At 66.9% G+C, this 22,353-nt stretch carries 25 protein-coding genes; 12 read left to right on the top strand and 13 right to left on the bottom strand.

From position 1 onward, the window contains the following. Positions 1 to 28 precede the first annotated feature (28 nt). Both BN977_RS04355 and BN977_RS04350 read left to right on the top strand, forming a co-directional pair. A complete protein-coding gene (locus tag BN977_RS04355; RefSeq protein ID WP_024455312.1) occupies positions 29 to 496 on the top strand; it encodes a hypothetical protein in 468 nt (155 codons plus the stop codon). 2 nt (positions 497 to 498) lie between these two features. Then, positions 499 to 936, top strand: coding sequence for an Rv2576c family protein (locus BN977_RS04350; RefSeq protein WP_024455311.1), 438 nt, complete (start codon positions 499 to 501; stop codon positions 934 to 936). Between the two features lie 10 nt (positions 937 to 946). Here the strand turns inward: BN977_RS04350 and BN977_RS04345 are convergent, their stop codons facing one another. Continuing rightward, positions 947 to 1,333: a hypothetical protein gene (locus BN977_RS04345; RefSeq protein ID WP_191262720.1), complete on the bottom strand. Its 387-nt coding sequence runs from the start codon at positions 1,331 to 1,333 to the stop codon at positions 947 to 949. 94 nt (positions 1,334 to 1,427) lie between these two features. On the opposite strand from BN977_RS04345, the gene BN977_RS04340 reads away from it, so the two are divergent. Continuing rightward, on the top strand, positions 1,428 to 1,937 hold the full coding sequence (locus tag BN977_RS04340; RefSeq protein WP_051561048.1) for an Rv2253/PknI dimerization domain-containing protein: 510 nt from the start codon (positions 1,428 to 1,430) through the stop codon (positions 1,935 to 1,937). Here the strand turns inward: BN977_RS04340 and BN977_RS31330 are convergent. Both BN977_RS31330 and BN977_RS04330 read right to left on the bottom strand, forming a co-directional pair. Continuing rightward, a complete protein-coding gene (locus BN977_RS31330; protein WP_165576287.1) occupies positions 1,919 to 2,527 on the bottom strand; it encodes a TetR/AcrR family transcriptional regulator in 609 nt (202 codons plus the stop codon). The two genes, BN977_RS04340 and BN977_RS31330, sit on opposite strands and share 19 nt — an antisense overlap. A 53-nt stretch (positions 2,528 to 2,580) precedes the next feature. Continuing rightward, complete coding sequence (locus tag BN977_RS04330; protein WP_024455307.1) at positions 2,581 to 3,861, bottom strand: cytochrome P450; 1,281 nt, start codon at positions 3,859 to 3,861, stop codon at positions 2,581 to 2,583. 150 nt (positions 3,862 to 4,011) lie between these two features. On the opposite strand from BN977_RS04330, the gene BN977_RS04325 reads away from it, so the two are divergent. Then, positions 4,012 to 4,677, top strand: a complete 666-nt coding sequence (locus BN977_RS04325) for a TetR/AcrR family transcriptional regulator (protein ID WP_051561044.1) — start codon at positions 4,012 to 4,014, stop codon at positions 4,675 to 4,677. 8 nt (positions 4,678 to 4,685) lie between these two features. On the opposite strand, the gene BN977_RS04320 is transcribed toward BN977_RS04325, so the two are convergent. From BN977_RS04320 to BN977_RS04300, 5 genes are all read right to left on the bottom strand, one after another. Continuing rightward, a complete protein-coding gene (locus BN977_RS04320) occupies positions 4,686 to 4,970 on the bottom strand; it encodes a cytochrome C oxidase subunit IV family protein (RefSeq protein ID WP_306372228.1) in 285 nt (94 codons plus the stop codon). Continuing rightward, positions 4,967 to 5,551 (bottom strand): cytochrome c oxidase subunit 3, encoded by a 585-nt coding sequence (locus BN977_RS04315; protein WP_036396486.1) that lies wholly within the window; start codon positions 5,549 to 5,551, stop codon positions 4,967 to 4,969. Before BN977_RS04315 ends, BN977_RS04320 begins: the two co-directional genes overlap by 4 nt. After that, entirely contained in the window at positions 5,548 to 6,300 is a 753-nt protein-coding gene (locus BN977_RS04310; RefSeq protein WP_036396485.1) for a hypothetical protein, read from the bottom strand. The genes BN977_RS04315 and BN977_RS04310 overlap by 4 nt, the downstream gene beginning before the upstream one ends. Beyond that, entirely contained in the window at positions 6,297 to 7,028 is a 732-nt protein-coding gene (locus BN977_RS04305) for a hypothetical protein (protein ID WP_036396484.1), read from the bottom strand. The genes BN977_RS04310 and BN977_RS04305 overlap by 4 nt, the downstream gene beginning before the upstream one ends. Positions 7,029 to 7,110: 82 nt before the next feature. After that, positions 7,111 to 7,827, bottom strand: coding sequence for an enoyl-CoA hydratase/isomerase family protein (locus BN977_RS04300; RefSeq protein WP_024455301.1), 717 nt, complete (start codon positions 7,825 to 7,827; stop codon positions 7,111 to 7,113). A 58-nt stretch (positions 7,828 to 7,885) separates the two neighbouring features. Between BN977_RS04300 and BN977_RS04295 the strand changes: the two genes are divergently transcribed. From BN977_RS04295 to BN977_RS04265, 7 genes are all read left to right on the top strand, one after another. Next, positions 7,886 to 9,475, top strand: a complete 1,590-nt coding sequence (locus tag BN977_RS04295) for an AMP-binding protein (RefSeq protein ID WP_036396483.1) — start codon at positions 7,886 to 7,888, stop codon at positions 9,473 to 9,475. 60 nt (positions 9,476 to 9,535) lie between these two features. Then, complete coding sequence (locus BN977_RS04290; RefSeq protein ID WP_024455299.1) at positions 9,536 to 10,726, top strand: amidohydrolase family protein; 1,191 nt, start codon at positions 9,536 to 9,538, stop codon at positions 10,724 to 10,726. Further along, on the top strand, positions 10,727 to 12,163 hold the full coding sequence (locus tag BN977_RS04285; RefSeq protein ID WP_024455298.1) for a FadD3 family acyl-CoA ligase: 1,437 nt from the start codon (positions 10,727 to 10,729) through the stop codon (positions 12,161 to 12,163). It abuts the gene before it with no gap. Positions 12,164 to 12,277: 114 nt separating this feature from the next. Continuing rightward, positions 12,278 to 13,102, top strand: a complete 825-nt coding sequence (locus tag BN977_RS04280; RefSeq protein WP_227456380.1) for an Rv1363c family protein — start codon at positions 12,278 to 12,280, stop codon at positions 13,100 to 13,102. After that, a complete protein-coding gene (locus BN977_RS04275; RefSeq protein WP_036396482.1) occupies positions 13,099 to 13,758 on the top strand; it encodes a hypothetical protein in 660 nt (219 codons plus the stop codon). The genes BN977_RS04280 and BN977_RS04275 overlap by 4 nt, the downstream gene beginning before the upstream one ends. A gap of 35 nt (positions 13,759 to 13,793) precedes the next feature. Next, on the top strand, positions 13,794 to 14,813 hold the full coding sequence (locus tag BN977_RS04270) for a patatin-like phospholipase family protein (protein ID WP_036396481.1): 1,020 nt from the start codon (positions 13,794 to 13,796) through the stop codon (positions 14,811 to 14,813). 93 nt (positions 14,814 to 14,906) lie between these two features. Beyond that, a complete protein-coding gene (locus tag BN977_RS04265; protein ID WP_051561042.1) occupies positions 14,907 to 16,115 on the top strand; it encodes a low temperature requirement protein A in 1,209 nt (402 codons plus the stop codon). On the opposite strand, the gene BN977_RS04260 is transcribed toward BN977_RS04265, so the two are convergent. Beyond that, on the bottom strand, positions 16,112 to 17,383 hold the full coding sequence (locus tag BN977_RS04260) for an MFS transporter (protein WP_036396479.1): 1,272 nt from the start codon (positions 17,381 to 17,383) through the stop codon (positions 16,112 to 16,114). The two genes, BN977_RS04265 and BN977_RS04260, sit on opposite strands and share 4 nt — an antisense overlap. A gap of 310 nt (positions 17,384 to 17,693) precedes the next feature. Here BN977_RS04260 and BN977_RS33050 point away from each other — a divergent pair, with 310 nt between their 5' ends. Beyond that, a complete protein-coding gene (locus tag BN977_RS33050) occupies positions 17,694 to 18,281 on the top strand; it encodes a MerR family transcriptional regulator (RefSeq protein ID WP_084172400.1) in 588 nt (195 codons plus the stop codon). Positions 18,282 to 18,283: 2 nt separating this feature from the next. Here the strand turns inward: BN977_RS33050 and BN977_RS04250 are convergent, their stop codons facing one another. Genes BN977_RS04250 through BN977_RS04235 form a run of 4 tightly spaced genes read right to left on the bottom strand, consistent with a single transcriptional unit; the run spans position 18,284 to position 22,243 of the window. Continuing rightward, positions 18,284 to 19,084 carry an ABC transporter permease gene (locus BN977_RS04250; protein ID WP_036396478.1) on the bottom strand — a complete coding sequence of 267 codons (801 nt, stop codon included), beginning with the start codon at positions 19,082 to 19,084 and terminating at the stop codon, positions 18,284 to 18,286. After that, positions 19,084 to 19,977, bottom strand: a complete 894-nt coding sequence (locus BN977_RS04245) for an ABC transporter permease (protein ID WP_407661168.1) — start codon at positions 19,975 to 19,977, stop codon at positions 19,084 to 19,086. The genes BN977_RS04250 and BN977_RS04245 overlap by 1 nt, the downstream gene beginning before the upstream one ends. After that, entirely contained in the window at positions 19,956 to 21,146 is a 1,191-nt protein-coding gene (locus BN977_RS04240; protein ID WP_036396477.1) for an ABC transporter substrate-binding protein, read from the bottom strand. The genes BN977_RS04245 and BN977_RS04240 overlap by 22 nt, the downstream gene beginning before the upstream one ends. An 11-nt stretch (positions 21,147 to 21,157) precedes the next feature. Next, a complete protein-coding gene (locus tag BN977_RS04235) occupies positions 21,158 to 22,243 on the bottom strand; it encodes an ABC transporter ATP-binding protein (RefSeq protein WP_036396476.1) in 1,086 nt (361 codons plus the stop codon). Positions 22,244 to 22,353: the final 110 nt, after the last annotated feature.

The raw sequence follows: 22,353 nt of genomic DNA, 5'->3' as shown, positions 1-22,353 counted from the left end.
GCTCGACGGCCGATCATGGAGGGGGAGAATGAGAGTCGCGCGTGCGGCCGCCGTGATCGGTGCGGTCCTGGTGTCGACGTCGGTCACCGTCGCTCCGCCTGCGGCCGCGATGTTCTTGGGTAACTACGCGCTGACCATCCCGGACCGGAGGGACTTCCACACCTGGATCTGGTCGGCCCTGACGCCCTGCCAGAATCCCCAGGGCGATCGCATCCCGGATTGCGTCAACATCGTCACGCTGCCGCAGCCGGTCGCCAAGGCGGTGTACACCCATGCCGACGCCTATCTGGTCGACGGCCGCTACACGATGACGATCGATGATCCCTTCGGGTTGCGGTGCGGAGACATCTATTACGGACCGACGGTGCCCACCCACGACGTCTACTCCTGGGACGCAACGACATTGGCCGGTGAGATGGTGTCGACCTTCGACGCCGGCTGTGACGGTGCTCCCGGGGGAACGCTGACCTATCCGTTCAACCTGACGAGGATGTGACGATGCGCCCCGTCCCGACCGCCGCGATATCCACCGCGGCCGCGCTGCTGCTGACCCTCGGCATCGCGGATGCCACACCGGCGGTGGCCGACGACGATCCGCCGCCGCCATTGCATCACGTGCAGTACACCGTCACCGCGAATGCGCCCTTCTACGTGCACATCTATTACCGGGACACCGACCCGCCGACGTGGTCGGACTACAGCCACAACCCGTATGAGTTCAGCCCACGCGTGGAAGCCGATGTGGCACCGGACAAGCCGTGGGTTTTCGACGCGATGCTGACCGATCCCCAGTTGTGGGCCATGGTCGCGGTGCAGAGCGGCGAGTCACCGAATCTGCCGGTGCCGACCATCAATTGCACGTTGGCCGTCGATGGCGCGGTGCTCAAGTCGAACAGCGGAGCCAAGGGCGCGCTGTGCTCGTTGCGGAACTGGTAGGCGCGACGTGTCAGGCGTCGCCGCGCCGCCAGCGGGTGTCCCCGTTCATGCTCACGCAGCTGAGGAACAGTCCGTCGGGGGCTTGCGCGACGGAGTCGTTCTCGTTGATGCACAGGCTGTTCTCCTCGCGGATGCCGACCATCGGGGGAGAGCGGAACCAGCGCGGCTCGTAACGTCGCGGCGAACCGCAGAAAAGCAGCCTGCCCCAACCGTTGCGGGCGTCGACGCCGAAGACGTAGTACGAGGTGTTGTCGCACGGCGCGCCGAGGATCGCGTTCGGATTGATCCCCGGTACGCAGTACGGATCGTTGCACGTCTGCGGACCGGCATTCGCCGTCGGAGCCACCGCTACGCCGGCGGCGATCAGGGCAGTGGTTGCCAGCACCGTCACTCGCACACCGTCTACTTTCGCACAAACGGAAACGAAACTCTCTCCTTTGGAGAAGAATGTTCCGAGGACATGTGCGGTCCGGACCAGAGGAGCTCGATCGATGTTGGGCAGTAAAGTCGCCGCGGTCGCCGTGATGTGGGCATGCGTGACAGGCACTGCGCTCGCCGGCGCGGTGCCTGCCGGGGCGGCGCCGGAGTGGGGCATCAACGGAACCTTCGCGACGTCGTCCAATGGTGAATGGGCGCAGGTGAATCAGCGTTACGAAGATCAGCCGTCGGTACGCAGCACCTGGACCGTCTCGACGCAGTGCACGTCGCCCACCGACTGTGTCGGAACGGTCACCAGCGACGCCGGCTGGACCGCCCCGATCTACACCACCAATGGGTTGTGGTACGTCAAGCGGGCGGTGCCCAACTGGCGATTCTGCGCCGACGGCGTTCCGGTGGAAGGACTGCAGATCTACAAGATCTACCCGGTGGGCGCCGACGGGCATGTGGACGTCGGAGCCCAGGAGTACACCGGCCAGGACAAGACCGTCGGCCCGAGCGGTTCGTGCGGCCGCAACCAGTGGCCGGTCGTCGAGATGCCCTTCTACATGAAGCGGATCTGACTGTCGGCGGCCAACGCCTTGCGTACCGGCAGCAGAAAGCGCCGGGCGTACCCCTCGGGTCCACCGGTGGTGTCCAGGGCCAGCACCCCGCCGGGGATGAGGATGAACGAATGAATGGTTCGCGCAACATGTTCGGCGAACTGGGCGCGCAGCTCGTCGGGTAGGTCACCGGGCCGGATCACCGAGTACACGAAGCCGCGGGCCAGATCCATCGCCCGCGAATTCTCGGCGATCAGGTAGGGCGTGAGCAGTTCGGGGTTGACGCGCAGCACCGTGGTGAACGCGGGGTGGTCGCGCAGCAGCCGGTACGCCGCGGCGAATCCGTGCACCAGGCGGTCGTCGGCGTCCTGGTAGCCGTCGATCACGGACTGGATCCCGGCGAAATAGCGCGCCAACTCGGTTTCGACCAGCGCGGCGATCAGCGCGTCCTTGCCGTTGAAGTACAGGTACAGCGTGGCCCGGCCGATTTTGGCGGTCCGCGCGATCTGCTCCATGGAGTACTTGCGCAGCCCGGTGGTGGAGGCCAGCTCGAGCGCGGCGTCCAGGATCCGGCGCCGGGTTGCGCCGGATTCGGCGCCGGGGGACGTCACGGCGTCCATTATCCCCCGGGGGATGAGCTCCGATCGGCCGGTGGCGAGCCGGGCTATCCGGCCGGGGTGAAGGTGATGTTCAGTTCCGTCAGGCCGCGCAGCACGAAGGTCGGCTCGTAGCTGAAAGTCCGGCCGCCGACCGGACCGTGCGCGTCGGTGTCGACGGCGATATCGGCCATCCGGTCCAGGATCCGCTCCAGCGAGACGCGGCCTTCCACCCGGGCCAGCGGCCCGCCCGGGCAGGAGTGCACGCCGCGGCCGAACGCCATGTGCTCGCGGACGTTCTTGCGGTCCAGGCGGAATTCGTGCGGGTGGTCGAATCGCCGCGGGTCCCGGTTGACCGCCCCGGGCAGCACCATGACCATGCCGCCGGCCGGGATCTGCACGTCACCGATCCGGGTCGTGCGCCGGGCGAGCCGGAAGTCGCATTTGACCGGGCTTTCCAGGCGCAGCGATTCCTCCACGAAGGTCGGGATGAGGGTCCGGTCCTTGCGCAGTTTGTCGGCCACCTCGGGGTGCTCGGCCAGCACCCGCATGGCGGCGCTGAGCAGTTTGGTGGTGGTCTCCTGCCCGGCGGCGAACAGGAACGTCGCCGAGCGGACGACGTCGATCACCTCGGGCACCGAGCCATCGGGATAGAGCGCGGTGGCCAGCGACGTGAGCACGTCATCGCGCGGTGCCGCGCGCCGCTCCTGCAGATAGGCGACGAACTTGTCGTCGAGGAACTGCAGCGGGTTCTCGGCGACGACCTCGCCTTCCAGGGAGCCCACGCGTGCACCGGGCCGGTCGGCGCCGAGCACGGTGCGGAACTCCCGGTGGTCCTCTTCGGGCACGCCGAGCAGGTCGGCGATCACCAACAGCGAGAACGGTTTTGCGTATTCGGCGAGGAACTCACAACGGCCGTTGGACAGGAACTCGTCGAGCTGGTTGTCGGCAAGTCGCCACATGAAGTCCTCGTTCTCCTTCAACCGGCTCGGGGTGAGCAGTCGGTTGAGCAGGGAGCGGGCCTTGGTGTGGTCGGGCGGGTCCATGGTGACCATGTGCTCGAACATCGGCAGCAGATGCCGATGCGCCTCCAGCTGTTCGGAGATGTCGTCGCCTTCCGGGGTGAACGGTAACGGCGGGAAGGGGCCGCCGACGGCGATCGCGTTGGAGAAGTTTTCGGTGTCCTTGTAGACGGCGACGGCCTCCTCGTACCCGGTGACGGCGATGACGCCCCACGGCGGTACCTCCAGCACCGGATTGCGCTCCCGGAGGTAGTCGAAGTACGGGTATGGGTCCGGGACCAGCGACTGATCGGTGAGGAAATCCAGCGTGGCGTAATCGGTCGTCATCTTCGGTGCTCCCGGGGCTGGGTGGGATTGGCCAAACGCGTTACCGCAAAGTGCTGTGCACCTGCTTAGCATGGGCATAGAGTCGTGGTCAAGATCACCGCGTGCACGGGTCGCTACCATCGGGGCACGCGAGCACACACTGGGGAGAGCATGACGACATCGCGCAGGATCGGGGCGCCGGACGCCAAGAATCGCGGCGTCCTGCTCGATGCTGCCGAGGTGCTGATGCTCGAAGACGGCTACGCCGCTGTCACCTCGCGCCGCGTCGCCGACAAGGCCGGTCTCAAACCGCAGTTGGTGCACTACTACTTCCGCACCATGGACGACTTGTTCCTGGCGGTGTTCCGCCGCCGCGCCGAGGAGGGGCTCGCGGTGCAGGCCGCCGCCCTGCAGTCCGCGCAACCACTGTGGGCGCTGTGGCGATTCGGCACCGACCCGGCGGCCACCCGGCTGACGATGGAGTTCATGGGCCTGGCCAACCATCGCAAGGCGCTGCGCGCCGAGATCGGTTATTTCGCCGAACGTTTCCGCGAGGATCAGCGCATCGCGGTGACGGCGGCGCTGGATCGCTACGGGGTGGACACCTCCGAGGTGCCGCCGGTGGTGTGGACGGTGTTCGCCACCAGCCTGTCCCGGGTGCTGGTGATGGAGCAGGAGCTGGGCATGTCGGCGGGGCACGCCGAGACGCTGGACTTCGTGGAGCGCTGGCTGCGCTGGCTCGAAGGTGAGCCGCAGCCGCTGGAGATTCCGCTGCCCGACGGCCGGCTGTTGCGGATCCAGGACGGGGTGTCCGAGGTGGTCGCGACCGCGCCGTAGCGGCGCGGCTACGCGGCGGCGAAATAGACTCCCAGCAACGAGGCGAAGAGCCCGACCAGCCAACCGACCATGGTGGCGCGCAGCCAAGTGGGGGCGTGGCGCACCTCCATGAAATGCCAGATCACCAGAAAAGCCTTCACCATTGCCATGGTCAGCACGATCACCGTGATCGGCGCATTCAGCCGATGCGCCGCGCCACCGTCGCGAGCGGTGAGCCAGGACGCCAGGGTGACGGCGGTGAGCACCGCCCACACCGTCGTCAGCGGGTTGCGCAGGTAGGACAGCACGGTCACCTCATCAGATAGAGCAAGGCGAACAGGATCAACCACAGCACGTCGACCATGTGCCAGTAGGTGGCACCGGTCTCCACGAACGAAAGCCTCGGTTGTGCAAGCAGATTGCGGATGACGAAGCCCAGGATCACCAGGCCCAACAGCACGTGGCACAGGTGCAGGCCCGTCATCACGAAATAGAACATGAAGAACGCGTTCGTTCCCGGTGTCAGGCCGGCGGTGATCTCCGGCACGTACTCCAACAGCTTCAGCAGGGGAAAGGCGGCGCCGAACGCCCACCCCACGCCGAGCAGTCGGGCCGCGTCCCGCGCCCGGCCGGTGCGGGCGGCCGCGACACCCAGCGCCACGAACAGTGAACTGGTCAGCAACATGATCGTGTTCACCGCGCCCACAACCACATTCAGCCGGGCCTGAGCGGCCAAGAACACGGCGTGCTCCTGGGCGCGGAAATACATGTAGCCCACGAAATAGCCGCCGAAGATGAGCAGGTCACCGATGACGAAGAACCACATGCTCCCTTCGCCGGGGAGGTGACCGGCCGCCTGTGACCTACGTGAATCGGCGGCGACGGCACGGGTCATGTGTTCGCCGTCCTGCGGAGTTGGGGCAGCGGTTCCGACGTTGCCCGCCAGGCATTTTCGAGCTCGTCGTCCGGTTGTGCCCGGATGGAGCGGTAGATGCACACATAGACGACGATTTGCCAGGGCACGTAGACGACCATCGCGAACCAGAACGTCATCAGACCGTTCCAGGCGAACGGGCCCGATTTGGCGATCCAGACGGGTGCGGCCATCAGTTCGGAGACATACTGCCAAACGGTGTAGTAGCCAAGCCATTTCGGCAGAATGCTGTTCTCGTCCAGGATGATCGCCAGGCCGAAGGCCATCCACATGACACAGAAGCAGCCCAACGAACCGATGAACGCCAGATAGCCGAAGTCGTAGAGCATGGCCAGGACCGACGGGTCGTAGCCGGCGCGGAACGCCCCCAGTCCGAAACAGAACATCGGGAACAACATGCCGACGATCACCCCGGTCATGGAGCCGACCATGAGCGTGTACCGGAACACCGGGCTGACCGACATCCGCTTGATCTGGATCAGGTACATCGCGTTGGACACCGGCGCCAAACCGAAGCAGAGCGTCAGGATCACACATGCGGTCAGCAGCGTGTGGGACTGCATGAACTGGATGATCTGTGGGGCGGAACTGCTGGGGGAGCGCGGCGGCATCATCCAGCTGAGCGGGACGAACACGATGCCGAAGAGGGTGAAGAAGGCGGGCACGCTCCAGAAGGCGATCCACTGGTCGAGCTTCTTGGGTGCTGTCATGCCAGCGCCGCCAGTTCACTGCCCTGGCGACCCACGGTGCGCAGCAAGACCAGGAACATCACCACGATATAGACGGCAAAAACGGTGAGCCGCAAGGTGAATGACATGAATCCGTCCCAGGCCAGCGGACCCGACGTGGTCAGGATCGAGAAGGCGCTCGGGAGCACGAGCACCGCGACGGCGATGTTGAAATGTGCCACCCAGCGCGGAAAGACCGGGTCGGGGCGGCGGTCGAGGTAGATGCTCAGGGCCAGACAGATGTTCTGCACGGCGATGGTGCCGACCGGGACGATGAAGAAGAACCAGGCCATGTCGTTGAGCAGACTGATCAGTTGGGGGTCACGGTCGGGCCGGAACGCGGCCATGCCCCAGCAGTAGTCGGCGAGGATGAACGCCGTCGTACCCACGCCGACGCAGATGACGTAGGCGTAGGTGAACACGCTGCTGGAGGTGGTGGTGCGCGACATCTGCACGGCCGTGACGGCGAACAGCGGAACCAGCGACCCCGCGATCAGATTGCACAGGATCACGACGCCGAGGATGCCGGTGTTGTTGTCCCGGAAGAACGCCGCCACCTGCTCCGGCGTCAGTGCCGGTGACAGCGGCGGCGTGAACGGCGGGAACAGCAGGTAGGCGAGGACGAACAGCGCCGCGGCCGGCGGTGCCGTCCACAACAGGATGCGTTGGCCCCTCGTATGACCAGGCCCTGTACTGGTGGACGCATTCATCGGCACGTGCCTCCAAGGTGATAGCCGTTCGGCTACCATGCTCGGACACTAGCCGATCGGCTACTTCGTCACAAGGGTGCGGCTACCTGCCCTTGTCGAACACCTTGTCCGCGGCCGCCCAATGTTCGTCGGACACCCACAGTTTCGCGAAGGCCGCGACCGCATCGGTGGTCGTCGTCCCGTTGATCACCCGCTTGATCTCGCCGCCGGGCCGGCGGGCCAACAGCTGGGCCGTGGTCCGCCAGTGCGCGGCGAACTCGGTGCGCGGCACCACCTCGTCGATCAGCCCGATCCGGTGGGCATCGTCGGCACGCAGCACCCGGCCGGTGCCGGCCAACAGCAGAGCGCGGCCGCGGCCGACCAGTGCGCCGAGGCGTTCGGCCCCACCCCAGGCCGGCATGATCGCCAGCGACACCTGGTTGAACCCGATCTTGATGTCGTCGGCGGCGATCCGGATATCGGCGGCCACCGCGAACTCGGCACCCCCGCCGAGCGCGTGACCGTTGAGTGCGGCCACCACCGGTCCCGGGAAGCCGGCGATCCGATCGCAGATGGTGCGCATGCGCCAGGCCATTGCGGCGGCCTCCGACTCCGTGCGCAGCGCGGCCAGTTCCTTGAGGTCGCCGCCCGAGACGAAGGCCTTGTCGCCCGCGCCGGTGATCACCAGCGCCCGCGCACCCTCGGCTCCGTCGAGTGCCTTGCCGAGTTCGTCCATCGTGTCCAGCGATATGGCATTGCGTGCGTGCGGGCGGTCGATGGTGACGACCGCCAATCCGTCCTCGATCTCGAGGTCGACCATCAAGCATTCTCCAGATTCGATATTGGCATTCTCGGGAGGTGAGAATAGCATCACCAGGGTGCGTGCCATCCCCGGTGACCTGACCAAACGGTACGTGGCGGAAGGCTGGTGGCGGCCCGAAACCCTCGGCCGGATGCTGGCCGACGGCCTGGCGGCCGGCCCCGATGTCGGCTTCTGTGTGCACTCGGAGATCCGGCCGTACGCGGGCACCTTCGGCGATGTCGAACAGCGGGCCAGGCGGTTGGCGGCCGGTTTGCGCGATCGCGGGGTGGGTCCCGGTGACGTGGTGGTGCTGCAGTTGCCGAACTGGATGGAGGCCGCGGTCGCGTTCTGGGCGTCGGCGTTCCTCGGTGCGGTGACCGTGCCGGTGGTGCATTTCTACGGTCGCAGGGAGCTGGGGCACATCATCGCCACGGTCAAGCCGAAGGTCTACCTGTCCACCGCACAGTTCGGCCGGATGTCATTCCAGCCCGACCTGTGCCGCGGCATCCCGATCGTCGGTCTGGTGGGGGCCGATGAACGCTTGCGTGAAGAGCATGGGCTCAGCGGCTTCGACGACCTGCTCGCCGAGGCGCCGCTGGCCGAGACGCTGCCCACCGACCCCGCCGCCCCGGCCCTGATCGCCTTCACCTCGGGAACCACGAAGGAGCCCAAGGGAGTGGTGCACAGCCATCAGACACTGGGCTTCGAGACGCGGCAGCTACTGGACAACTACCCGCCCGACCGGGGCCGTCAGCTGACCGCGACGCCGGTCGGTCACTTCATCGGGATGCTCGGCGCCTTCCTCATCCCCGTGCTGGAGGGCGCGCCGATCGACCTGTGCGACGTGTGGGATCCGGGGAAGGTGCTGGACCTGATCGAGCGCGAGGGCCTGTCCATCGGCGGCGGCCCGCCGTATTTCGTCACCAGTTTGATGGACCATCCGCGGTTCACGAAGGAGCATCTGGCGAGGTTCACGTCGGTGGGCCTCGGCGGCTCGACGGTACCCGCCGCCGTCACCCGGCGGCTGGCCGATCACGGACTGTTCGTCTACCGGTCCTACGGGAGCACCGAGCACCCGTCCATCACCGGCTCGGGCGTCACCGCGCCCGAGGACAAGAGGCTGTACACCGACGGCAATGTCCGTCCCGGCGTGGAGATCCGGCTCGGACCCGACGGCGAGATCTTCAGCAGGGGACCCGATCTGTGCCTGGGTTACACCGACGATGCGCTGACCGCGAAGTGCTTCGACGACGACGGCTGGTACCGCACCGGCGATATCGGTGTGCTCGACGAAGACGGCTACCTGACGATCACCGACCGGACGGCCGACCTGATCATCCGCGGCGGCGAGAACATCAGCGCTCTGGAAGTGGAAGAGGTGCTGCTGGGCATGCCGCAGATCGCCGAGGCGGCGGTGGTCGCCGCCCCCGACACGCGGCTGGGCGAGCGGGTGGCCGCCGTGCTGAGACTGCGCAGCGGCCACGCGATGCCCACCCTCGACGAGGTCAGGACCCATTTCGGACGGGCCGGGGTGGCGCGGCAGAAGTGGCCGGAGGAGCTGCACGAGGTGCCCGAGGGTGAGGACTATCCGCGCACCGCCAGCGGCAAGGTGCAGAAGTTCCGCATCCGGCAGGCGGTCCGGCAGGCGGCTGTCACCTCGTCCTGAGGGCATTGCGGCATCCGGTTCGTGAGAATATGATTCTCACGAACCGAAAAGGAGCATCTCATGGGACAACTGTCGCATCGGGTCGACATTCCGTTTCCGCTGTTCGATGCGGACAACCATCTCTACGAGCCGCCGGAGGCGATGACCAAGTTCCTGCCGAAGGATTACGCGGACGTCGTCCAGTACGTCGAGGTGAACGGCCGGACCAAGATCGCGCTGCGCGGGGTGATTAGCAATTACATCCCCAATCCCACGTTCTCGGTGGTCGCCAAGCCGGGTGCCTGGGAGGAGTACTTCAAGTTCGGCAACCCCGACGGCAAGAGCAAGCGCGAACTGTTCGGCGAACCGATGAAGGCCATTCCGGCGTTCTTCGAGCCGGAGCCGCGCATCAAGGTGATGGACGAACTCGGCGTCGACCGCAGCCTGATGTTCCCGACCTTGGCCAGTCTCATCGAGGAGCGGCTGTCCGACGATCCGGTCGCCATCCACGTCCTCATCCACTCGCTGAACCAGTGGCTCGATGAGGTGTGGGGCTTCAACTACCAGAACCGCATCTTCACGACGCCGGTCATCACGCTGCCGATCGTCGAGAAGGCGATCGAGGAACTGGAGTGGTGCGTCAAGCGCGGCGCCCGCGCCATCCTGATCCGGCCCGCCCCGGTGCCCGGCTTCCGCGGTCCGCGTTCGTTCGCGCTGCCCGAATTCGACCCGTTCTGGGAGCGCGTCGTGTACCACGACGTGTTCGTCGGCATGCACTCCTCGGACAGCGGCTACTCGCGTTACACCTCCGAGTGGGACGGCCAGGCGCAGGAGATGCTGCCGTTCCAGACCAACGCGATGTCGATCCTCAACGAGTGGCGTCCCATCCAGGATGCGGTCGCCTCCTGGGTGATCCACGGCGCGCTGTTCCGGCACCCGAAGCTCAAGGTCGGCATCGTCGAGGCCGGCTCGAAATGGATGTTCCCCCTGCTGGATTCGATGGCCGAGGTGTACAAGAAGGCCCCGGAGGCCTTCCTGGGCAACCCGATCGAGGAGATCAAGAACCGCATCTACGTCAGCCCCTTCTACGAAGAGGGCATCGACGACCTGATCAACCTGATCGGGGTGGACCAGGTGCTCTACGGGTCGGACTGGCCGCACCCCGAGGGGCTCGCCGAGCCGACGCACTATGTCACCGCCCTCGAGCATCTCTCGGTCGAGGATCAGGCCAAGATCATGGGTGGCAACCTCGGGCGTCTCGTCACCACCTAGATGAGCTGGCAGACCATCCCCGAGATGGTCCTGGGCGCTGCGGACCGATTCGGCGACGCCGAAGCCGTCGTCTACGGTCCGCAGCGCTTGTCCTTCGCCGACCTGGCGGACCGCATCCGCCTGGCGTCGGGTGCATTCCACGAATTCGGTATCGCCCGAGGGGACCGGGTGGCGGTGTGGGCGCCCAACTCCGCCGAGTGGATCATCGCGGCCTTCGGCATCATGACCGCCGGTGGCGTGCTGGTTCCCGTCAACACCCGATTCAAGGCCGACGAAGCCGCCGACGTGGTGGCCCGCAGCGGCGCCAAAGCGGTGCTCGTCCAAAAGGGGTTCCTGGGGCAGGATTTCGAGTTGCCCGGGGTACCGCACATCGATCTGCGATCGGACTTCCTCGGCAGTGGTGCGCCCTTCGAACACCCTGGGTTGTCGGGCGACGACGTGTGCGATGTCATCTACACCTCCGGCACCACCGGACGGCCCAAGGGCGCCATGATGTGCCACCGCCAGACGCTGCGGATGTACGAGGAATGGGCGACCCTGGCCGACCTGCGCCGCGGTGATCGCTATCTGATGATCAATCCGTACTTCCACACCTTCGGCCTCAAGGCCGGTCTGGTCGCCGCCTTCCTGCGCGGTGCCACCATGGTGCCCGTCGCGGTATTCGACATCGACGCGGTGGTGGAACTCGTTGAGCGCGAACGCATCACCATGCTCCCAGGGCCGCCCACGCTGTATCACTCGCTGCTGGGCGTTGCCGACAAATCCCGGTTGGCGACGTTGCGGGCCGCCGTCACGGGGGCCGCGGACATCCCGGTGGAACTGGTCCGGCGTATCCGCGACGAGCTGCCGTTCCGGAGCCTGATGACCGGGTACGGGCTGACCGAGGCCGGCAACGTCACGCTGTCGCGGCCGGGCGACAGCCCCGAAGAGGTCGCCACCACCGCCGGGGTGCCGTGCCGGGACGTCGAGGTGCGCGTCGCCGCCGACGGCGAGGTGCTGGTGCGCGGCTACGGCGTGATGCGCGGGTATCTCGACGATCCTGCCGCCACCGCGGAGGCGATCGACGCCGACGGGTGGCTGCACACCGGCGATCTGGGCGAGTTCACCGAGTCGGGCCGGCTGCGCATCGTCGGGCGCAAGAAGGACATGTTCATCGTCGGCGGCTTCAACGCCTATCCGGCCGAGATCGAGGGCTTCCTGATGGAACACCCCGCCGTGGCGCAGGTGGCGGTCGTCGGCGTGCCCGACGAGCGGATGGGTCAGGTGGGCAAGGCGTTCGTGGTGCGTCATGGCGCCGGGGTCGCTGCCACTGAATTGATCGACTGGAGCCGGGAACGGATGGCCGGGTATAAGGTGCCGCGGTACGTAGAGTTCTTGGAGGAATTGCCGCTGAACGCCACCGGGAAGGTGATGAAGGACCGACTTCCGGGCGTGTGAGAGCGCCACCAAGCTGAGCGGCCGCACAGCATGTAAATAGCGTTTCCGCTGGAAAAGGCTTATTTTCCGGGCCTCTGCAATGAGGTATCGTCGGGTCAATAGTCGAAATTGATAATGCCATTCTCACTGGCGCAGGAGGACATGATGGCCATCCGTAAGCGCCGGGCAGCGTTGCCCGACGCGGAGCCGGAACGCGGCGCGCAGGACGCGCTCGCGCTATCCGCCGAGGAAGCCGAGGCCGAAGCCGCCGAAGCCGAAGCGGTTGCCGCCGCCGCGCGGGCCCGGGCCAAGGCGATCAGACTGCGCCGCGAGGCCGAGGCCGAAGCGCAGGCGCGCAAGGCGGCCGACACATCGGAGACTCCGGAGGAGTCGACCACTCCTGCGGCGACCGGGGAAGCCGAGTCGGCCGCCGCCGAACCGCAGGCGCCGGAGGGCGCCGGCCGCCGCCGACTCGCCGCGATCGTCAAGCCGGCGGCGGCGGTCCTGGCCATCGTCGTCATCGTCGGGCTCGCCGGCACCAGCGGGTGGATGGTCTGGAAACACCGGGACGCGCAGCACCAGCGGCAGCTCACCGCCGATTTCACGGCGGCCGCCCGGCAAGGCGTGGTCTCGTTGATGTCGCTCGATTTCAACAGCGCCAAGGCGGACGTGCAGCGCATCCTGGACAACTCCACCGGGCAGTTCCGGCAGGACTTCGAGAGTCAGGCCGGCGAGTTCGCCAAGGTGGCCGAATCGTCCAAGGTGGTCACGCAGGCCAACGTCTCCGCGGCCGCGGTCAAGACGATGACCGAGGACGCGGCCGACGTATTGGTGGTGGCCAATTCGACGATCACCAATGCCCAAGGCGCCAAACAGAATCCACGGAACTGGCGACTGATCGTGAGCATGGCTCGGGACGGGGGCCAGATCAAGATGGCGAAAGTCGAGTTCGCGCCGTGACCGTCAAACATGACGAGGCCCTTGTCGAATCGCACGTCGAACTCGACGATGCGAACGTGGTCGAACTCGAGGACACCGCCGCCGACGGGGCCGACGCCGTCCCGTTCGACGCACCGGAGGCAGCCGGCCCCACACGCCCGGCCGGCCCGGTGCGCCGAGTCCTGCGGGCGCTGGGCCGGCACTGGTTCGCGCTGGCGCTGGCCGTGGCGCTGGTGGCGTCGGCCGGCGCCACGGCATGGATCTATGTCAACCAGTACCGGCCCGATCGGCAGACCGACGCCGAGGCGGCCGCGTCGGCCATCAAGGCGGCCTCCGATGGCACGGTCGCGTTGCTGTCCTATGCACCGGACACGCTCGACAAGGATTTCTCCACTGCCAAGACGCATCTGACCGGCGACTTCCTGAACTACTACACCCAGTTCACCGAGCAGATCGTCACCCCCGCGGCCAAGAAGAAGTCGGTGAAGACCTCGGCGGCAATCGTCAATTCGGCGGTCATGGAGCTGCATCCCGGCTCGGCGGTCGTCCTGCTGTTCCTGAACCAGACCACCACCAGTGCCGAGAATCCGGACGGTTCGTTCTCCACCAGCAGCGTGAAGGTCGGACTGACCAAGGTGGACGGCAACTGGTTGATCGCATCGTTCGATCCGGTCTAGGCCCCGGTCCGAGCCGCCGCGGTATCGTCTCCGATGTGCCGTCCCTGTCCGCCGACCTGGTGCTCTCCGGCGGGGGTGTCAAGGGTGTCGGACTCGTCGGTGCCGTGGTGGCCCTGCTGGATGCCGGCTACGCCGTGCAGCGGGTGTCCGGAACATCGGCCGGATCGATAGTCGGAGCCATCGTCGCGGCGGGCTCCCGGCCGGGCTCCGCACTCACCGGCGCCGAGGTCAAAGACCTTGCGCTGCAACTGGATTACCACAAATTCCGTGACCCGGTGCCGGCGCAGCGGCTGCCGTTGGTCGGCAGCTCGGTGGCGGTGCTCCTGGGCGACGGCATGTACAAGGGTGACTACGCCCGCGACTGGGTGCGCAGGCAGCTGCGCGACCTGGGTGTCGAGACCTTCGGTGACCTGACCATCGACGATGACGAGCTGCCACCCGAACAGCGCTACAAGCTCGTCGTGACCGTCGCCGATGTCACCACCGGGCAGCTGGTGCGGCTGCCCTGGGACTACCGGCGGGTGTACGGCCTGGACCCCGACGAGCAGAGCGTGGCCGACGCGGTGCGCGCCTCGATGTCCATCCCGTTCTATTTCCGACCGGTGAAGCTGACCGGTGCCGCCGGACGCACCTCGACGCTGCTCGACGGCGGCCTGCTGTCCAACTTTCCGGTCGATTCGCTGGACCGCACCGACGGCAGGGCGCCGCGCTGGCCGAGCTTCGGCATCACACTGCTGCCCAACCTGCCCGACGGCATCGACAAGGTGCTGCCGGACTGGGGTTTGTTGCGCCGGCTCGGGCCGCCCCGGCTGCTCGACGATGTGATCACGACGGTGCTGGTCGGCCGCGATCAGGCCTACCTCAACCAGCCGTGGGTGAGTGCGCGGACCATCCGGGTCGATTCGACCGAGGTCGGTTTCCTCGACTTCGACATCACCGATGCGCAGGTCGAGGCGCTGTATGCCGAAGGGTACGGCGCGGCGCGGGCGTTTCTCGCCGACTGGGACTGGGATGACTACCTGCGCCGGTTCCGCGCTGTCAATCCCCTAGGGTGACGGGGACGGGCGTCGGGCCCATGGCGGTGCGCGGGGCACGAAGGACGACGAAAGGACGGTGTCGTGAGCGGGACGGCACATCGGCTGCGGGTGATGGCGGGGCGTGACCCCCATGAACAGCATCGCGTCGCCACCCCGCTGGAACTGCTCTTCGACCTCACCTTCGTCGTCGGCTTCGGCACCGCTGCTTCGCAATTCGCGCACGCGCTGACGGCCGACCACGTGTTTCCCGGTCTGATCTCGTTCCTGTTCGCGACGTTCGCGATCTGCTGGGCCTGGATCAACTTCACCTGGTTCGCCTCGGCCTATGACACCGACGACTGGATGTACCGGGTCACCACCATGGTGCAGATGGTCGGCGTGGTGATCCTGACGCTGGGCATCCCCGACGTGTTCGCGTCGATCGAGCACGGCGAGCACGTCGACAACGCGGTGCTGGTGGCCGGTTACGTGGTCATGCGGGTCGGCCTGATCGCGCAATGGTTACGCGCGGCGGCCCAGGATGCTCCCCGGCGGAGGGCCTGCCTGACCTACGCGACCTTGCTGGGTGTGGTCCAAATCGGTTGGATCGCACAAATTTTCACCCACACGTCGCTGCCGGTGACGGCGGCGTGGGTCGGTCTGATGTTGGTGCTGGAGATGGCGGTGCCGGTGGTGGCCGAACGCTGGGGCGGGGGCACGCCGTGGCATGCCCACCACATCTCCGAGCGCTATGGGCTGATGGCGATCATCGCGCTCGGCGAGGGGGTGGTCGGCACCGTTGCCACGCTATCGGCGGTGGTTCAGGAACAGGGCTGGAGTGTCGACGCCATCCTGGTCACGGTCGCCGGAATCGGCCTGACGTTCGGCATGTGGTGGGTGTTCTTCACGGTGCCGACGGGGGACCTGCTGCACGCGCACCGTGAGCAGTCCTTCTGGTTCGGCTATCTGCCCATCTTCCTGTTCGGGTCGATCGTGGCCACCGGCGCCGGGCTTCATGTCGCCGCCTACTACTTGGAGGGGAACTCGAAACTGGGATCGGTGGGAACGGTGTTCTCGGTGGTGATCCCGGTCGGGCTGTTCGTGTGCCTGGTGTTCCTCATCTACTCGATCCTGGTGCGGCAGATCGACTGGTTCCACCTGCTGTTGCTCGTGCTCACCGCGGCGGTGTTGGTGGGATCGGTCCTGCTGGCACTGGGCGGGGTGTCGATGGCGCTGTGCCTGCTGGTCGCCACCGCCGCTCCGATGGTCTCGGTGGTCGGCTACGAACTGGTCGGTCACCGGCACATGGCCGACGCGATGGAGCGCCGCCTGGTGGCTTAACGCGAGGCGGGGTGCGCGTCGAACGTCTCCAGGAGTGAGCGCTCCTGCTCTTCGCGCATCAGCCTGCGCGCCTTCTTGCGGGTGATGAGGATGCCGATGACGGCCAGCACCCACACGGCGTACTGCAGCGTCCACGCCAGGTGGAACGAGTCGAAGGAATAACCGCCGGCGGCGTCGAGGATCCAGCCCATGGCCTGCATGAGCATCAGCGAGGCCAGGAAACCGCCCATGTTCACCATGCCCTGCGCGGTGCCCAGCGTGGCGCTCGGATTGAAGGTGCGGGCGAAATCGAAGCCCACCATGGAACCCGGTCCACCGACCGAGATGATCACGATGAGCACCACCAGCAGCCACAACGGCGCGGGTCCGGGCAGCGCCAGCACGACGGTCCAGATGGCGGCATTGCTGCCGATGATGCCGAGCACCATCCAGGAACGACGGTGTGGATAGCGGCCGGTGAAGATGCCCAGCACGACGCCCGCGCTGATGGCGGTGACGACGGAGATGGTCAACAGGGTGCCGGCGACCGCGCGGGACTGGTGTTGCGCCACCGTCACATACGGCACCCCCCACATCAGGGCGAAGACGGTCACCGAGAACTGGGTGCCCATGTGGGTGAAGAACCCGAGCCTGGTGCCGGGACGCATCCACACCGTGCGCACGCTGATCAGCGTGTCGCGCACGCTCATGGTCTCCGTGGTGGCCACTGGGCCGTTCGGGGTGTTCTGCACGATGACCACCGTGAGCACCAACGCCAGCACGCTGAGGGCGGTCACCGACAGATAGGCCGATGTCCAACCGGCCACACCGAGCAGCGAGAGGAACGGCACCGCCGAGAGCACCTGGCCGAGCTGCCCGGATATGCCGGTGAGTTGGGTGAGCAACGGGATCTGCCGGGCCGGGAACCAGTGCGGCACCAGGCGCAGCACCGAGATGAAGGTGATGGCATCTCCGAGGCCCACCACCGCACGGGCCGCCAACGCCAGCGGCAGCGAATCGGTGACCGCGATGGCCAGTTGGCCCGCGGCCATCACCGTCGCACCGGAGGCGATCAGGACCTTCGAGCCGAACCGATCCAGCAGCACACCGGCCGGAACCTGGGCGCCCGCGTAGACGATGACCTGCAGGACGACGAAGGCGGACAGCACGCTGGGCGTGGCGTGGAAACGATCGGCCGCCTCCAACCCGGACACCCCGAGGGTGGTGCGGTTGAGCACCGCGACGATATAGGCGAGTAACCCGGTGGCCCAGACGATCCAGGGACGCACGTGGGCAGCCTCTCTTCGCAGAACGGGAAATGATTTGTCCTGTCATATTCTCGCAAATTGATAGGACGAATCGCCAGCGAATATTTGCGTGAATTTGCTCACCGCCGCATGTTTGCCTTTGCTGCACGCTGGCTGAGTTCGGTTGAATTGTCCCGTAGGCAACATTTGCAATCGGATATGTGCAGTTGAACTATGCGATACGGACATACTGCCGGTGTGGCGAGGTGGCGCCGGGGAATTCGCTCGCAACCGCAAAACCCGCGCTAAAGTGTGGCCATGAACGGTTGCACCAGTGAGCGGGTGCACGACGTTGCCTGACTACCGTTTGGGTGAGCTCGCCCGCATCTCCGGAGTGACCACCCGCAACATCCGCGCCTACCGCGAGCGTGGGTTGCTCGACGCGCCGCGGCGGGACGGCCGGGCTGCCATCTACGACGATCATCACCTGCGGCAGTTACAGACGATCAACCAACTGCTGCGGCGGGGCTTCACCTCCGCGCACATCGCCGAGTTCTTCGAGGTGGTGCGCGCCGGTGGTGACCTCGCCGGGTTCCTCGGCCTGCGGCACCAGACCGTCATCGGCGATCTGGCCGCCGACGATGCCGCGGCACTGGTGCGCGTGGGGCTGCTGCGCGGGTCCGCAGGCGAGCTGGTGTGGGTGAATCCGGTGATCGGCGCCATCGTCGCGCGCGCCGGGGACCGCAGCGGGCAGGTGCGGTTCATGGTCCGGTTGATCGACGCGGTCGACGACGACCTGCGGCACGCGGCCGCCGAGGCGGCGACCCTGGTCGACGAGGTGGAGAGCAGCGGCGGCCGCGACGAGGATCGCCGGCGGCTGGGCCGGCTGGCGGTCACCGGCCGGCTCGACGACATCGTCGGGCAGCGCATCGGCCCCTGACGTCACAGCCTGGTGTTGGCGGGGTCGCCGCCGAACCGCTGCGACAGCCATACCGGCAGGATCGCCAGCACCGTCAGCGCCGCCGCGACCACGTTGATCACCGGCGCCTGGTTGGGCCGGAACAGATTCGCGAAGATCCAGATCGGCAGCGTCTGCACGGCGGGGCCTGCGGTGAAGGTGGTCACCACGATCTCGTCGAAGCTCAGCGCGAACGCCAGGATGGCGCCGGCCACCAGCGCGCCCCGCATCATCGGCAAGGTGACGTACCGGAACGTCTGCCATGACGAGGCACCCAGATCCGCCGATGCGTCCTCGAGGTGGGTGCCCAGTCGCCGCAACCGCGCCTGGGTGTTGTTGAAGACGATGACGATGCAGAAGGTGGCATGCCCGATGATCACCGTCGCCATGCCGAGGGTGATGCCGAGCGCCGAGGTGAAGGTGGCGTTCAGCGCGATGCCGGTGACGATCCCGGGCAGCGTGATGGGCAGCACGACAAGGAAACTCACCGCCTGCCTGCCGAAGAACCGGTAGCGCTGCACGGCGAATGCGGCCATGGTGCCCAGCAGCAGCGCGATGGCGGTGGCCGCCAGCCCGACCACCACCGAGTTGGCCAGCGCCTGCCACATGCCGGCACTGTTGGCGGCATCGGCCCACCAGCGCAGGGTGAAACCGGTGGGCGGGAAGGCGAAGGTGCGTGATGCGTTGAAGGCGTTGACCACCACCAGGAGCAGTGGCGCGTAGAGGAAGATCAGGACCACCGCCGCCCAGCACCGCAGCACCCACCGGGTCCGTTGTGAGCGCACTAGACGTTCTCCAATGCGCCGGTGCGCCGCATCGCCAGCAGATAGGCCACGATGGCGGCGAGGGGGATGAGCGACAGTGCCGCGGCCAGCGGCTGATTGTTCGCGGTGACCAGCTGCCCGTAGATCAGGTTGCCCAGCATCTGTGTCTTGCCGCCGACGATCGTCACCGCGATGTAGTCACCCAGCGACAGCGAGAAGGTGAAGATCGAGCCCGCGGCGATGCCGGGAAACACCAACGGCGCCATCACCGTCCGCAGCGTGGTCGCATCGGAGGCGCCCAGATCAGCGCTCGCGTCGACCAGCGCGTCGGGCACCCGCTCGAACGCCGCGAACACTGGAATCACCATGTAGGGCAACCACAGATAACTCAGCGTGATCACCGTGGCGATCAACCCGTAGCCCGGGGTGCCGCCGGCCACCCAGGCCAGCGGCCCCTCCGGGGACAGCAGCATGCGCCAGGCGTAGGCCTTGACCAGATAGCTGGCCCACAGCGGCGTCGTCACCGCGACCAGCAGCGCCAGCCGGACCCGGGGCGAGGCGACTTTCGCCATGAACAACGCCAGCGGCACCGCCAACACGATGCAGATCACCGTCACCGCGAGGGCGATGCCCAGCGTGCGCACGGTGACCACTCGGAACACCGCATCGGTGAACACCCGCACCAGATTGTCGGTGGTGACCGTTCGGGTGACCGCCCCGGTGAAACTGTCCGTGCTCCACAGCGCCGAGACCAGCAGCACCGCAAGCGATCCCAGGTAGGCGATGACCAGCCAGGCCAGTGGCGGGATGAGCAGCAGCGCGAGACCTAGCCCCCGTCGCTTCGCTCGCCCCGGTCCCAATCCCCGTCGGGTGGTGCCTGTGCGCGGCGCCATCACCCCTTGATCTGCTGCCACTTGTCGACCCACTGATCGTAGGTCGTGCAGTTGTCCCCGCTGCCGTCGACGCACTTCTTCTGCGGTGTCGTCCAATAGTGGATCTGGTCGGCGTATTTCGCGTCGGTGGCGTGGAAGATGCTGCAGAAGTCGCGCTGCGTCGTGTGTTCACACGCCTTGGTCTGCGCCGGTGCCTCGCCGAAGTACTCGGCGACCTGAGCGTTGACCTCCGGCGAGGTGATCCAGTTCATCCACTTGTACATACAGTTCGGATGCGCGGCCTTGGCCGACACCATCCAGGTGTCCGACCAGCCGGTGGCACCCTCCTTGGGCAGGATGGTGTTCACCTGCACCTTGTTGTCGGCGCCGATGGTGTTCGCGATGACCTGCCAGGTGGTGCCGATCACCGAGGTGCCGGACTCGAAGGCCTGCACCTCCTTGGTGTAATCCGACCAGTACTCGCCGATGTTCTCGCGCTGGGCCTTCAGCAGATCCGTTGCGGCATCCAGCTGTTCGGCGGTCAGCGCGTAGGGGTTCTTGATGCCCAGTTCGGGTTTCGTCTTCGACAGGTACAGCGCCGCGTCGGCGATGTAGATGGGGGAGTCGTAGGCCGTCACCCGGCCCTTGTACTTGGCGCTGTCGGTGAACACCGCGCCCCAGGAGTCCGGCGCGTCCTTGACGACGGCGATGTTGTACATCAACAGGTTGGCGCCCCAACCGTGCGGGATGCCATACATCTTGCCGTCCACCGAATTCCACGGCTTGTCCTTGAGGAACGGCGAGATGGTCGCGTAGTTGGGCACCAGCTCCGTGTTGACCGGCGCCACGTCACCGCCGTAGATCAGGCGCAGCGACGCGTCCCCGGACGCCGACACACCGTCGTACTGGCCGGTGCGCATCAGCTGCACCATCTCGTCGGAGGTGTTGCCCACCTTCACGTTGGTCTTACAGCCGGTCTCCTTCTCGAACGGGGTGACCCAGTCCACCGCCTTGTCGTTGGAGCCGTTCTCGGCGTAACCGGCCCAGGCGATCAGGTTGAGCTGACCTTCCCCGTCGCCGACGGCCGTCGGCGCCTCGATCTTCGGCGGTGCCTGCCCGGTGGGACCGCCCCCGGAACCACTCGAGCAGCCGGCGATCAGCGCGACGGTTGCGGCGAGCACCAACCCGGTGCGGATGACGGTGCGTGACATCTTCGGTCTCCTCAGGAGTTCAGGTGGTGGACGGCGGAATCCGGGAAGGACAGCACGACGGGCGAGCCGTGGGCCAAGCCGGCGGGGAGGGAGCTCGCGGCGGTGAGCACCGTCGCGGTGATGGCCACCCCCTGGGCGGCGGTGGAGGTCACCCTGGTCAGCGGGCCGGCGTAGATGATCTCGGCCACGGTGGCCTCGACGATCCGGCTCGGGGCGGCGGGCGCCTCACCCGAGGCGTGCACCGCGATGCGCTCGGGTCGCACGGCAAACGTGCCGGTGCGGCCGAGCAGCGCCTGCGCCGCGTCGCCGTCGAACACGTTGGCGGTGCCGACGAAATCGGCGACGAACCGGTTGGCCGGGGTCTCGTACACCTCACGGGCGGCACCGACCTGTTCGATCCGGCCGGCGTTGAACACCGCCAACCGATCGCAGAGGGTGAGGGCTTCGTCCTGGTCATGGGTGACGATGACGAACGTAATCCCGACGTCGCGCTGGATGGCCTTCAGTTCGACCTGCATCTGCTCACGCAGCTTGAGGTCCAGTGCCCCCAGCGGCTCGTCGAGCAACAGCACGCGGGGGCGACCGACGAGGGCACGCGCCAGCGCGACGCGCTGGCGTTGACCGCCGGACAGCTGCGCGGGCCGGCGCGCCGCGTGCTCGGCCAGCCGCACCATGTCCAGGGCGTCGGCCGTGCGCCGGCGCCGCTGTGCCTTCTCGACACCACGCACCTTCAGCCCGTACTCGACGTTCTGCGCGACCGTCATGTGCGGAAACAGGGCATAGTCCTGGAACACCGTGTTGACGTCCCGGCGCTGGGCGGGGACGCCGGTGACATCGGTGCCGCCCAGCTTGATGTGGCCCGCCGTCGGTTGTTCGAAGCCGGCGATCATCCGCAGGACGGTGGTCTTGCCCGATCCGGACGGTCCGAGGATGGCGAACAGCTCGCCGTCGGCGACCGCGAGATCGGCGCCCTCGACGGCGACGACGTCGTGCTGGCGGCCCGGGAACACCTTGCGCACGCCGATCAGCTCGATGCGTGGCTCGCCCGCGCTACTGATCCCGGCGTGCTCGGCGAGTCCGGATAACGGTGCGGGCATGGTCGCGATCGTATGGATTCGCCGGTCTAAGCGCAGCGTAAGTGCGGATTTCGTGCCAGGACCGGCCCGTGGGCACGGTTTTCACCGGCCGGGGGAACTGATGCCGGTGT

Source organism: Mycolicibacterium cosmeticum, from assembly GCF_000613185.1.
GTDB classification, from domain to species: Bacteria; Actinomycetota; Actinomycetes; order Mycobacteriales; family Mycobacteriaceae; genus Mycobacterium; species Mycobacterium cosmeticum.
Note: the sequence above shows the minus strand (reverse complement) of the source record. Positions and strands in the feature narration are given on the sequence as shown.